At 50.4% G+C, this 14,587-nt stretch carries 4 protein-coding genes; 1 reads left to right on the top strand and 3 read right to left on the bottom strand.

Annotated elements, in window-relative coordinates:
* Positions 1-315: 315 nt before the first annotated feature.
* The 3 genes from ACUHMQ_RS02350 to ACUHMQ_RS02340 form a co-directional block, all read right to left on the bottom strand.
* On the bottom strand, positions 316-3,594 hold the full coding sequence (locus ACUHMQ_RS02350; protein ID WP_445293838.1) for a DUF8616 domain-containing protein: 3,279 nt from the start codon (positions 3,592-3,594) through the stop codon (positions 316-318).
* Between the two features lie 285 nt (positions 3,595-3,879).
* Entirely contained in the window at positions 3,880-7,392 is a 3,513-nt protein-coding gene (locus tag ACUHMQ_RS02345; RefSeq protein WP_445293837.1) for a DUF8616 domain-containing protein, read from the bottom strand.
* Positions 7,393-7,930: 538 nt separating this feature from the next.
* The gene (locus ACUHMQ_RS02340) at positions 7,931-8,110 is read right to left on the bottom strand and encodes a hypothetical protein (RefSeq protein ID WP_445293836.1); all 180 of its coding nucleotides are present in this window, start codon (positions 8,108-8,110) and stop codon (positions 7,931-7,933) included.
* Between the two features lie 121 nt (positions 8,111-8,231).
* Between ACUHMQ_RS02340 and ACUHMQ_RS02335 the strand changes: the two genes are divergently transcribed.
* The coding region (locus tag ACUHMQ_RS02335; RefSeq protein WP_445293835.1) for an FG-GAP-like repeat-containing protein at positions 8,232-14,587 on the top strand (6,356 nt) is incomplete at its 3' end.

Genomic DNA, 14,587 nt, shown 5'->3' with positions numbered 1-14,587 from the left:
GCGATGCTGGCTAGGCACGTAAGCGTAAACAGTACGTGGGTACGGCAAGCTTACGCAACAACGCCAGAAGGGTTTTGTTAGCGACGCTTATGATCTTACTGTGCAGCTTGGTGCAAGGTATTGTGCCAGCATGAGTTTGGCGTTCAGCAGAGCCAGGCGCCACGTTGTCTTATATTCTGCCCTGCAAATCGATGAAATGAATAAAGCCACCTCCAATACAGGGCAGCTTTATTCATTTACTTGTTCATGAACTGATATCTTTCAGATTGATATACAGCCAGGTTGATCTGTTGGATTCAATGCTTGCGTAGAGATTCAGCCTCCAATAGGGTGGAACACTTTGGCATGCTTTTCCAGATATGCTTCGCTAAATGATTGATGAACTTTAATTGTATAAGCTTTTACGGGTACATTCATCGCATTGGCGAAACGCTGTGCAAAGGAAAATCTCCCCCCTCTGGCCGTATTACAGGAAAATAGCCGTATCGGCGTACCTGGTTCGTAATACCTAACATAGCGTCTTATGTGCTCAGCAAACGTTTTTGGCCCCACCACTTTGCCTTCAATAGATCTTACTAGGATAGGGCAACCATGGACATCGATATCGAAATAGGGTTGACCAGGTCTATATTTATTGGCTTTCATTAGATGTATGGCAGGATTGCCTTCCACATCAAAGCTTTGTTCATAACGCTTTTTACCTTTTATATCTTTGTAAATCTGCGCTAATGTTTCCCTTCTGGCGTCGTGAAATTTATCCTTGCTAGCCATTTCAGGGTTGTATAGTTCATTCATGGAAGGGATATTGGCCGGAGTGCCCTCGTTGATCGGGTTGCCACCTTTTATTCCAGTATCGCTATGTATCTCCCATTCACCATTTACGTAGCGAACTGGTACGGCTGGTTTGGTGAGATTTTCAGGGAAATATACCTGCCAGGTTCCATTGTCGGTATCGTAGCGTACCCGATAATAGTGTTCGCCAGACTTGATATATTTTGCACTCTCATCAAGGTAAATGCCGTGGTCATTGGGCAATATACCCTCGCGTGGTCCAGGCGCGTGGTATCTTTCCATATCTGGGCCAAATGCCGAAGCTGATGCAGTGGAACTTGAAGCCTCGGTTTGCAATTCATGCTGTGTGATGTCTGATTCGATGTCGTAAAGGTCCCCTGGTGGGAGAATAGAGCGGGTATGTGGCGAATTCTCTGACAGTGATTCAAGATATTCGGTACCACGTAATGGTATATCCACTGCTTTGCTAAGTGAGAGGTAGTTACGTAAGCCAATGGCATGCGCCGTCGGTAATTCTGTTTCTTTCAGGACTGTATGCCCTTCGGCTTCATCGTCTGTTAAGCCCCCTTTTGCCATGGCCAGATCAAGAATAAAGGCTTCTCCACTCAATGTGACATCGATACCATCTCCCTTACGTAGTGCTTCCTCCAACCGATAGCCACTTCCAATAATAGGAATGGCGCTTATTGCGCGGGCCGTATCGCCATGGCGTACGCCTTCTTCAAATTCATAAACATTGCCAACAACAGGTATGGCGCCAATGATTTCCTCTGGGTTGCCGGTGTAAATGCCTTCGAGAAATCGCCAGATGTTGCTGATAATAGGTTGGTCCTTGATGAATCTTAATACTGCATTCCTTTCCTGATAGGACTCAATTTCGACATGGAAATAGTCGATTAGCTGCACCCGCTCAGTTTGCAATGTATTGGCGTCTAATACTCGCCCGGATACCCTTATTCTTTCTTTGGCGCGGGCCAGTATCCATGAGTTAGTTAATAGTGCTTGATTGTATTCTTGCTTGGCTGTTTGTAATTGTGATTCTGGGTTAAAAACACGTGCTCTAAATTTCCGCCAGCCGACATTAAGAAAAGTTTTTTCAGGTATTCCTAAATTTCTTGAAGCAGCCTTCTTCATAAGCGCCAACAACGCTGTATCCGAGTTGAAACGCTCGGGAGGTTCCCCATAATTAGCAAGCCAACGTTCGGCAAGATAGTCCTCTAACGCAGCTATTTTCTGTTGGGAGGTTGTCATTCCTAGCGTGATATTTTCGCCGCTCGCATGTGTAAGGTATTGTGCCAGCATGAGTTTGGGATTCAGCATGACAGCCTGCTTGGTTTCCCAGGTACGGCAAAGTGCTAGAAATTTCCCGACCATTTCCATTTCTGTGCCAAAGGAGTTGGGTACCACTTTGCCTTGTAATAGCCACGAGCGTTTTAAAACAGTCGCCATACCGTGTTGTAAGGTGCCGAATTTATATTCGGTCGACTCACCTAACCGGTTCAACTTCTGTTTGACCAGATTTTCCCTGGTCTGTTGCGACAGTGTATTCATACCGGGAATACGGGTTATGGATTCATCATTGATTAAATCGGCAATTGTTTTACCCTTTGCGTGAATCAGGGCATTGTGGTCGAAAAAGACGTTGCTGCGCGTACTGTTGGGTAGAAACATCTGCGACATCAGCCATTCGTCACGCAGAGCAGAAAGAAAATTCTTCCTGATATGAAGTAGTTGGTCGCCTAGCGCTAGTGTAGGGTGGTCCTGTAATTTGAGATTGGGATCATTAGCCAGAGCAAATAGTAATGCGGCTTTATCCAGTTGCGCTTTTTGAGGGTTGCTCATTCTAGCTGTTACATGGAAATGCTTATCACCTTTTGCCAGCCCCTCCCCAATAATTAGTCCATCTAGCTTTGGATAGATTCTATTGTAGTTAAACACATATAAAGCATGGATGGCTTGCAAGGGTGTGTGGACATTTCTACTTGCCTTTTTCCAGTCGATCCAGTTGAGGTCCTTGAGTAGTTCATCTGAATAACTGATAAACGGCTCGGAAATATTGACTGGTAAAAGCTCATTTTCATTATTGTTTTTTAGAAGCGACTTGGCAAAGTCAATCAACTCACTATCGATAGCATTTGGATTTACGCTGATGTGGCGACTGATCAAGTTCTTGTTATTCCAGAAGTCGGCAACGCCACGAGCTGCATGCTTTAAACGGTCCTGTATAAATATAACCAATGTTTTTTCTTCGGAAAAATGGGCGTAGATATTTGCGATGTCATCCATAAAGAGTTTGAAATCAAGCTTGATTGCATCAATTTCATTTTCCGTCATCTGCCTACTTTGAATAAGTGCTTGAACCAGAATATGGGTAATACGTCTATCCTGCTCTACTTGTTGATGCAGATATGAAAACATGGTACGGATGGTTTTATTAGAGTCGGATAGCGGTGGAGGAGTAATACCGTCAGTATGGCGCCTGGGACGTCTGGTTCCGGCAACATTTTCAGCGGGTGATTCTGAAGAAGTGCTTAAGTCAGTGCTGCCCGAGAAGCTCAACGAGGCATGACTATTATGAGTAAATTGGGCTTGGTAATTATAAGTTTTTGGATGATTCACATTGCTAGTATCACCAGGTAGGAATACATCCTCCTGTTGTATAACAGAATGACTTTGAGCGATGTTTTTGCCGGTTCTTCTATTTGTGTGATGAGTATCACCAACTGGGTACTTTGCCTCTGGCGTTGTTATTGAATTAACTTGGAAAAAAGGTGCATCTTGTCTTGCAACAATACTGGTCATGTCTAACTATCCGAAAGTCTAAAGTTGAGTCAACGAATAAGTTTTCCTTATGTACAGTGAAGTTGTTTAACCTTGTAGGGGAAATACTAATAAGCGCCATCAATGGATAGATGGATATCGTTTCTAAGATAGTGTTAATGTAAGTTTGATATGAATGAATTTATTCAATAGAGTTAGAGCAGCAATGGGATGGATGGGTTTTTAGGGCGGCACAATGCACCAATACAAAGCCCTTACAAAGGACTTTGCATTGATGCGATAAGGTTTTGTATTAGCTATCTTCGTCTATGTTTCTGGTAGAAAAATCTTTGCAAACTTTTCTCTTGCGAGTTTATTGTCGATGTTTGCGACGTCAGCCATATAAGCTTTGACAGGCACATTCATTGCGTTAGCAAAGCGTTGTGCGAACGATCGACTACCCCCTTTTGCTGTCTCACAAGCAAATAATCGTATTGGCGTGCCGGGTGGGTAGTACTTCACATAGCGTTTGAACTCAGTGGCGAATTCAATAGGGCCAACAGGTTCACCGGTAATGGAAAGAACCTTTTTGGGTGAACCATGCGTGACGATATCGAAGTAGCGAATACTCTTTTTGTCTCTTTCAACGTAAAGCTCTGGGGCCATTTGGTGTCCGGTAATGCTGCCTTCAACATCAAAACTACCTTCATAAGCCTTCTTTCCGAATTGCGCACCATATTTTAGTGGCCCATAATATTCTCCCATACTCTGCTGGCGCCTATTGTAATAGTTGTCGGAAGCACTCATTTCTTCGTTATATAAAGTGCGCATTTCAGGGGGGGGAGGGTCGCGTAGCTCAAGTGGGGTGTTGTCGTTATTGCCAGCATTGCTATGCGAAGTCTCATCATTGGTGGACTTCGGTATTTTGTATGGGCCACCACCTCTTAGGCCAACATCGCTGTGTATTTCCCATTTTCCGTTTACATAACGTACAGGTACTGCAGGTTTAACAGGATTGTCTGGAAAGTAGACTCGCCAGGTAGCGTTATCGATATCGTAGCGTACGGGGTAATAGTGTTCACCTGATTTAAGGTATTTTAGATTTTCATCAATATAAATACCTTCTTCATTAGGTAATATGCCATCCCGTGGTCCTGGCGAGCGATATTTATCCATCTCTTCACCAAAGGCATTGAATGGAGAGATGGGTTCTTCTGTTATATCTAAAGATAATTCACCATGATTGATGAGCGATTCAATACCATAAGGGTCAATTGCAGAAAGACCAGGGCGGGACTGTTTGAAATTCTCGACCATCGTATCGATATGCTCTGGCCCTTTTAACGGTATGTCGAGTGTTTTACTCAGGGTCAGGTAGCTGCGTAAACCAATAGCGTGGGCCGCGGGTAGTTCGGTTTCCTTGAGAAGGGTATGTTCTGTAATACCAAGTTTGGACGCGGCTGACTTTGCTGCACCCTTTAACGTGGCCAGATCAAAAATAAAAGCCTCAGCACTAAGTACAACTTGCAGCCCATCACCCTTACGTAGGGCTTCTTCCAGTTGATAGCCACTACCAAGAACAGGAATGGCGCTTATTGCACGGCTAACATCACCATGGCGTATGCCTTCTTCAAATTCATAAATATTACCTACAACCGGAATAGCACCAATCATTTCCTCGGCGTTGCCATTGTAAAGGCCCTCTACAAACTGCCAGATACTGCCTATGATAGGTTGGCCTTTAATGAATCTTAGTATTGCATGCCAATCCCGCTCTGATTCAGTTTCAGCATGAAATTCACTAATCAATGCCTCTTGCGCAGTTTTTAATGTTTCGGTATTCAACTCACCGCCGGTTATTCTGATATTTTCCTTTGCACGCGCTTGTATCCATGGGTTGATTAGCAGCCCACGGTTATATTCTTCTTCAGCGGCTTGTAAAAGTGCCCGAGGTAGGAGCCTATGGTCTTCAATTGCCATCGAATTATCTATGAGGACTGGATAGTCAGCCACGTAAAGGAACCGGTCCAATGGCGTTTGAGATTTCTGTTCGATGACTGAATTTGTGACCACTCTGGTGTATTCCTGCGGGACTATTGTCAGGTCATACTCTGTCGTACTGGGCCCTACAGTCGTTTTCAGAATATTCAATGCGGCTGCTCGGCGGTCAAAACGCTGGGGTGGTTCGCCATAATTGGCTAACCAACGCTCTGCCAGATAAGTTTGTAAGGCAGTAATTTTTTGTTGGGTACTGGTTGCGCCTACCAAGACATTCTCACCACTCGCGTGTGCGAGATATTGTGCCAGCATCAGTTTGGGATTCAGCATGATAGATTGCTTTGTTTCCCAAGTGCGACAAAGCGTAATAAATTGCCCAACCATTTCCACTTCAGTACCAAAGGAGTCGGGTGTTGCGTTCCCTTGTAATAGTAGGGAACGTTTTAAAATAGTGGCCATGCCGTGTTGTAGCGTGCCAAACTTATATTCAGTTGACTCGCCAAGCCGACCCAACTTTTGTCTGACCAGTCGTTCTATGGCTTGAGGGTGTCGGGTATTGATACCCGGAATACTGGTAATGGTAGTGTCGTTTGCTAAATCGGTAATGGTCTTACCTTGCGCATGAACCAGCGCATTCTGATCAAAATAAATATTACTGCGTGTATTGTTAGGCATGAACATCTGAGACATCCACCACTCATCACGTAATTTGAGTAGGAAACTCTCCCTGAGTAATGTCAACTGCGTGCCCAGAGTCATGGCGTCTCTTGGTGCTTCTTGAATCTGAAGGTTGGGTTCTACAGCTAGGCAGAATAATAGTGCTGCTTTGTCGAGCTGTATTTTTTCATAGTCGTTTAGCCCCACTGCAATATTGATAATAGGGCTGCCTTTGGCAATACGTTCCCCTAATGCCAAACCATCGAGTTTTGGCATGTCACTAAAATATTCTGGCCTGTTCTTATGATTTCCATATACGTATAAGGCGTGAATGGCCTGAAGTGGACTGTTGATATTTTTGTTTGCCTTTCCCCAATCAACCCAATCAAGCTCGTACAACAAGGTATCTAGATATTGTGAGAAGGGCTCGGAAACATTAATTGGCAGTATTTCGTTTCTGGCTGTCTCACTGAGTAGCGACTTTGCGTAATCGAGCAGATCACTATCAGTGGCATTAGGGCGTGCACTTATCCAGCGATTGATGAGGTTCTTATTGTTCAGGAAATCTTTAATGTCATCACTCTCTCTGGTTAGACGGTCATGCATAAATTCACTGACTGTTTTATCTGCTGAAAAATTGGCGTAATGTTTAGCAACATCCTTCATGAGACGATCTGTATTAAAGCAAATCCCCTCTATTTTGGATTCTTGCATCAAACCGCCTTTTTGCTTCATTGCCTTAATTAGAATATCGGTACTACGCCTATATTGTTCTGCTTCCTGTTGCAATCGGGCAAATTTTCCACGGGTTGTTTGGTCGAAGTTCTGGGCAAACGTGTTGGTAGATGTAATTGAATTGCGCTTAACCCTTTTTCTTTGTGTGCTATCAGTCAAGGTATGAGTTGATTCTGCATTGCTAGACGAATTGAACAGTTCTCTGTCAGTAATCTGGGCTCGGTTGTTATAGGTACCTAATGGATAGGTGTTGTCCGTAGTACTGAGCAGGAATGCGTCGCGTTGCTGTGGGTTGGCACTGCCATGAGTCATGCTGGAAGAAATGTTCTTGTCCGCTCGCTCTAAGGTAGATCCAGCATTTGGTCGTGAAATCCTGTTGCCCTGGAGTGGATTCAAATTCATATCCTGCTTTATAACGATGCCAACCATTTTCATTTTCCAAATAAACAAGCCGCCTGTTTATAGGGCGGCTGTGGTCTTGCTGATTAATAAGTAAAGGGGGGCGATTTGTCAGCGAAGGTCAGGAAAAGTTTAATGAAAATCAGAAGTTTTTCAGGTCTCTACTGAATGCGGTGAATGGTATCCACCAAATAAGCCCACATATGTGGTTGAAAATAAAGCGTTATGGCTGAGTGAGCCATAAGGGCTTGAGCATGTCCTTTTATGGCCTGGACTAGGGGTCATGCATTGTTTGTGAAGGTAAGTATTAAGGCGGCAATTAAACAGGGCGCACAACATCCTGAAATATCATTTAAAATCAGTTGCTTGCAAATATTATCCGGTGCAAGTTTATGATCTGTTTGATTGCCGGATTAATACATTCCGGTTTCTGGGCTTCACGCTGCCAACAGTTGCTCGTGATAGATCGTAAACAGGCTTCCAGGTACGAGTGGCATGCTTTGGCTTCTATCCCCAGTCTCCCTGTAAAAATATCCCGTCAGCGCTAAACATGTCCGGATCTGGCCTGGATATATTGATTCGACTGGTGTCATGGCGCGTTGCGCCGGGTGCCAGCGTAAGCGCTTACCCCATCTGTACCCGTCATTTCATCGAGGCGATAAGGCGGTGAGTCGAGGTACTGAGGGAGTAGCCCAGGGATATCTGCTGGTGGCAATGCTGCCAGCGACGGATGTGTCAGCACATCCGACATTGTTGCAATCAATAGCATCAGGGCGAAGTGCCTGTCGTTGTGTTGGCTGCATGCGTTTGTGTATCGGGTTTTAGCCCGTAAGAGCGCGTGTACCAAAGACACTGGCAGGTAATTTGAAAGCCCGTTTGGAAAGTAATTCATGGTCGCGATCGTATTGGGTAATCAGTTGGGTTTGTCGGCAGGCGCTTCGGCTGTTTCTTCGGGTAATGCCGCATTGGGGCAGTCGCAAACGGGCATTTATGTGAATGCTGCAACCGGCAACCTTGCCATTCAGGATCGTGACGAATTCCTTGCAGCCAAAGGCTTCAAGCTGGGTTTGCTAAGGACCTACAACAGCCAAGCCGGCCTTGATGGCGACAACAATGATAATTGGAGCATCGGGGTCTACAAGCAGGTACGGCTGGAGAGCGGGGCGGTTGGTGAAGCCGGCAGCACCTTATTGCGGGTGCGTGAAGATGGCAGCGAAGTGCGCTACCAATACGATGCCGCTACCAAGACATACCGCAGCCAGGATCAGGGGGTCGAGGGCGGTACGATACGTCATGCCGACAACCAATGGCGCTGGACCAGCCAGGATGGCGGGCTGACCGAACAGTACAGTGCTACGGATGGCGGCCGGTTGACACAGCTTGCCGACCGCGATGGTAATGCCCTGACTTATCACTATGCGGCCAATGGATTGATCAGCCGTATTGACAACGTGGGGGGCGAGGCGCTCGTCTTCCACTACCAGGGCAGGTTGCTGACGGATATTCAGCATGTCTTACCAGATGGTAAGACTCAGACCCGCACACGCTACCAATACGATGCGCAGGGAAGATTAAGCCAGCTGATTGTTGACCTGACACCCGACGACAACAGCGTTGCAGATGGTAAGGCCTATGTCACCCGCTATGAATATGCGGGCGCAAGTCACCGGATCAGCAAGCTGACTCAGGGTGATGGTACCTGCATGCAATTCGACTATGTCGAATCGTCTCCCGGGGAATGGCAGCTCAGCCAGATCACCGATGGCGAAGGCAAGGTCACTACGTTGCAGCACAACGCGCCTGGTGTGCGAGACCAATTCAGTACGGCGCAGGTCAAAACGGCGCTGTTAACCGGTGGGAACCATACGGTTGTACCGGCCGATACCTGGGCATCGCTTGCAGAAAAGCTATATGGCAATGCCAAGGCGGCTGATGCATTAAGGCTGGCCTTCAAGCCGCAGGATCTGGTTAGCGGCAGCACATTGAAGATGCCGCCTAGTTTGGTATATGCCGCCGTGGTTGGCCAAGGTGGGCAAACCACAGTGACCGATCCGCTCGGCAACAAGACGGCCTATCAATACGATGGTGCAGGCCGTGTAACGGCGATGGGCAAATCTGTTTCCGCCGCCAATGGGCAGTGGACCCGTGTCGAACAAGTGCGTTACGAGTATGACCCGGCGGGCAACCTGTGTCGCATGGTGGATGCACAGGGCAATGTCACCACGTATTCGTACGATGCTGCAGGCAATCTGATTGAACAGCGGGACCCCAATGGCCTGCGTGTTACCCGCCGCTATTCCGCCGACAATCAGCTAATCGCCGAGTCGCGTTACCAGTATCGTGCAGTAGATGGCGTGGCTTTTGATTCGACGGTAGCTTCAATCTCAACACGGTGGATTTACGAAAACCAACACTTACGCTTTGCCGTGGATGCCAGCGGGCGGGTGACGGAATACCGTTACGATGCGGCTGGCCAGCGTACAGCCGAGCTGGTGTATCTGCAAAATACCTACGATGTTGCAGCATTGGCCGAAGGTGTTGACCCTACATTGGCGCAGATGGTGGCGTGGCAGGCGAAACAGGAAGCTGCGTCTGCCAAGCGCACGGATTACAGCTACGACTTTCGCGGCCAGCTGGAAACCGAGACCCGCTATGTTGTTTCAGGCGCAGGCAAAGCCGAGCCGCTGACGACACGATATGTCTATGACGCGATGGGACGGTTGCTCAGTAAGGTTGATCCGCTGGCACACCAGACCAGCTTTGCTTACGACGGCCTGGGTAGATTGACGATCAGTACCGATGCTGCCGGTGTGGTGACAACCACCCGTTATGACGATGCAGCGCATAAGGTCAGCACTACCTTGGCCAATGGGGCAACGACTACCCGCGTTTACAACGGTAATGGCGAAGTGGTTTCCACCCAAGTCAGCGATAGCGCAGGCAAGGCTTTGTCGGGTGAACGACGCTACTACGACGTGGCAAACCGTCTGCGTGTCGTCGAGGACGCCCTGGGTGGCCGGCGCTGGTATTTCTATGATGCTGCGGGCCGCAAGGTCGGCGAAGTAGATGGGCAGGGATCGGTTACCGCGTTCTATTACGGCCGTGACGGGAAACTGAACCACAGCGTGCGCCATGCCACAGGCGTGGATACCAGCGGCTGGTCGCTGCCGGATGGCAGCCCGGATGTCGCCCGTCTTGGCAAGTTGGCCGACAGTGGTGTTACGGCGGGGGATAACGACCAGCATGAGTGGTGGCTGTATGACAAAGCCGGACTGCTGTCGCGCCATATCGACAATGGCGGCAATGTTATCGACTACCGTTACGATGGCGCCGGCCGCAAGATAGCCGCCATCCACTATGCCGGTGCTGTGGATGTGGTTGCGCTGCGCCCGATAGCAGCGGATAAGGACGAGGTGCGTCTGGCGCAAATCGCGGTGGGCGCTTCCACGCATGATCGCATCAGCCGTTATGTGTACGACAAGTCCGGCACCCTGACCGCAGAAGTAAGCGCGGCGGGTGTGGTAACCCGTTATCGCCATGATGCGGGCGGCAATCTGATTGAAGAGATTCGCCATGCGACGCCGCTGAGTCAGAACATTGTGCTGATAGACCGCCACTGGGTGGAGGAACAGGGCCTGAAGAGTCTGGTCAGCAGCGACAATGACCAACATGTCTACCACTATTACGATGCCGCAGGCCGGCGTGTGGGAACGGTGGATGCCGGTGGTTACGTTAATGAGACCCGCTACGATGCCGCAGGCAACAAGACAGCTGAAATCCGTTATGCCACTCAGGTGCAAAAGCCCTCGGCGACGTTGTCTGCAACACGTCCGGCCACGTCTCCGGCAGATATACAGACAAGCTATACGTACGACGCCAATAACCGGCTGATCGAGAAGACCGACCCGAACGGCACGCTGACTCAGTACCGCTACGATACGACAGGCAACCTGATAGACACCCGTCAGGCGATGGGGACTGACGAAATGCGCGGCACTACCAAGCGCTACGATGCCGCAGGTCGTGTGGTTGCAGAATTGGACGGCGAAGGTGCTGCGCGCTTGCAAGCAGCAACAACGCCTGCCGACATTGAAAAGGTATGGCAAGAGCGCGCTACCCAGTACCGTTACGACCTGGCGGGGAACCGTGTGGCGGCGGTTGACGCGCAAGGGCAGACCACACTGTATTACTACGACGGTGCAGCGAGGTTGACGCACGTCGTCAATGCGCTGGGCGAAGTGACTGCCAGCCAGTACAACGGGCTGGGCCAGTTGTCGGAGAGCGTGCAATACAGCGCGCGGATTGATACGGCAGGACTGGTTGGCGGTCGCGTTGATGGTACGTTGACGACGCGCTTGCAAGCCGCATTGAACCCGGCGCTGGATCGGCGCGTGCGGTACAACTACGACGCAGCAGGGCGACGCCAGGCGACGACGGACGCCTTAGGCTACCGCATCGTACAAAATTACGACGCATTTGGCGCCGTGGTATCGATCAGCCAGGAGCGGGGCAGTCAGCAACCGGCGCAGTTGACGCGTTACCGGTACGATAAAGCTGGCAATAAGGTCGAAACCATCAACGACCCGGCTGGCGACCAATTCGTTACTCTGGACGAGTTCGATGCTTTTGGCCGTGTGCTGCAGCATACCGATGCCAATGGCAACACCACCCGTTATCGTTATGACAAGCTGGGTCAGGTCATTACCCGTACCGATGCTTTAGATGGCGTAACGCGTTACAGCTACGACGCCCAGGGCCGTAGCCTGAGCGTGACAGACCAGCTCGGTCATGTGACGACGTATCGGTACGACGATAAAAACCGGCAGATCATCCAGACCCTGCCCGGCAATATCCAAACCACCACGCAAAAGAATCGGTTCGGCCAGACCATCGCCCTGGTCGATGCAAGTGGCAACCGTACCGAGCACCACTACGACCGCAACGGCAAGCTCACCAGCATCGTCAACCCGCTGAAGCAAAAGCAGGAGAAAGCTTACGACGCTGTGGGCCAGCTTGTGCTGGAAACCGATGCCAGCGGCCGTAAGATCCGATACGAATATGACGTGGCAGGCCGAGTTGTACGCCAGGTGGTAGACCCGGATGGGCTGAAGCTGACCAGTCGCTACGAATACGATGCATTTGGCGCAAAAGTGGTCACGATCGATGCGGACGGCCGGCGCACATTGACCGAGTACGATCAGAAAGGCCAAGTGTGCCGACTGGTCAAAGACCCGGCCGGCGTCGCACAGAGTTTACGCTATGAATACGACGGCGCAGGCAAGCGAATTCGGTTGATCGAAGGTGCAAAGGACCTGGTCGCAAAGACCATCGAATACCGTTACGACAAGCAAGGCCGGCTGCAAAGCGAAATCGTCGACCCCGCGGGCCTTAAGCTCACCACCCAGTACCAATACGACGCGGTTGGCAATGTCACGCAGAAAACCGACCCCACCGGCGCGACGCTGCGTTATGTATACGATGCGGCTGGTAGGCAGACCTACACCATCAACCCACTGGGCGTTGTGACCGAAAACCGGTACGACGCTACCGGTAATCTTATCGCTACACATATTTACGATGCGGTGGATGGTTTGTCGGATACCGCCAAATTCAAGACGGTGAAGATAGATAACCAGGTCGATACTAATGCGATTCGCCCTAGCCTGACGGTAACGCAAACTGGTGGCAATCCAGCACTGATGCGTGACACCCGCTTTATCGAAGGTGACTTCAACGGCGATGGCCGGATGGACCTGCTGGAAATCCGTCATGAGGCGGACGGCAAGGCCATGGGCAAGCAATGGCTGGCTGGTACCACGGGGTATACCGAAGGCGCAACCATCCAGTTGGGGCAATGGCATGCCGATACGCAATACCTGCTCGGTGATGTCAGCGGCGACGGTAAGTCTGACCTGGTAGCGGTACGTAAACGTCAGGATGGCAAGGCAGTCGCCACGATCCGCCTGACCACTGCGGATAGCATGGGTGAAGCAACCGAGCTGGAGCTCGGTACCTGGGTAGCGGAGACCCGCTATCTACTGGGTGATGCTACTGGGGATGGCAAGGCCGACCTGTGGGTGCTGTCGCTGGAGGCAAGTGCGTACAAACCTGTTCAGGCTACGCTGTGGCGCGGTGATGGTAAGACCTTTACTGCGGGCACCACGGTTACCAGTGGCTTCCATTCGGGTCCTGGCATGCAGTATCACTTGGCCGACATCAATGGAGATGGTCGGCAGGAATTAACCGTATCGCGTTACTACACCCCGAACAGTAACGACTATGTTCTTGTGTTCTTTGCCAGTGAGAATGGCACTTTAATTGCTAAGCAAGATAATGGGCATGTTGCTGGCAAGACTCGTCAGTACCTGAGGGCAGATATCCAGGGAGATGGCCGGGATGACTGGGTGGAGGTGTATCAGGATGCACAGGGGATTGAACACCTACGTAATGCGATTAATCGGGGTGACGGGAATTGGGATTGGGGCAAGGACATTGCGGTAAGCAATAAAGCCCAAAGCCGCTATCTGGCAGCCGATCTGAACGGCGATGGTCGTACCGATGTGGTGCAGCTGTGGCGTAACGAAGCCGGTCAGGCGGTGGCGACAGCGTGGCTGTCGAATGGCACAGGCTATACCCAGGGCAGCGACAGTGTACTGGGTACATGGCGCGATGAGGCGGTCTACCGCCTGGGTGATCAGGATGGTGACCACCGGGCTGACCTGGTCGGCACCTGGGTGGAAGCCGATGGCCGGCAGGTGATTGCCAGCTGGCGCAGCGATGGCGTCCAGTTTGTGCAACGTGGCGATTGGCGGCGCGATACCCGCTTTATCGAAGGTGACTTCAACGGCGATGGCCGCATGGACCTGCTGGAAGTCCGTCATGAGGCGGATGGCAAGGCGGTGGGCAAGCAATGGCTGGCCAGTGTCACGGGTTACACCGAAGGCGCAACCATTCAGCTAGGTGAGTGGCAGGCGGATACGCAGTATCTGCTGGGCGATGTCAGCGGCGATGGTAAGTTGGACCTGGTGGCGGTACGTAGACGCGGAGATGGCCAGGCGGTCGCCACCATCCGGCTGGCCACAGCAGATGGCATGGGTGAAGCGACAGAGCTGGAACTGGGTACCTGGGTAGCGGAGACCCGCTATCTACTGGGTGATGCTACTGGGGATGGCAAGGCCGACCTGTGGGTGCTGTCGCTGGAGGCAAGTGCGTACAAACCTGTTCAGGCTACGCTGTGGCGCGGTGA

The sequence above is a fragment of the Chitinimonas violaceus genome (assembly GCF_052601015.1).
The sequence above is the reverse complement of the archived record's forward strand: the minus strand, read 5'-3'. Positions and strand labels throughout refer to the sequence as shown.

Bases quoted from the DNA above. Each gene is read 5' to 3' on its own strand.
- ACUHMQ_RS02350 (WP_445293838.1), bottom strand. From the start codon at position 3,594: ATGACCAGTATTGTTGCAAGACAAGATGCACCTTTTTTCCAAGTTAAT.
- ACUHMQ_RS02340 (WP_445293836.1), bottom strand. From the start codon at position 8,110: ATGCTATTGATTGCAACAATGTCGGATGTGCTGACACATCCGTCGCTG.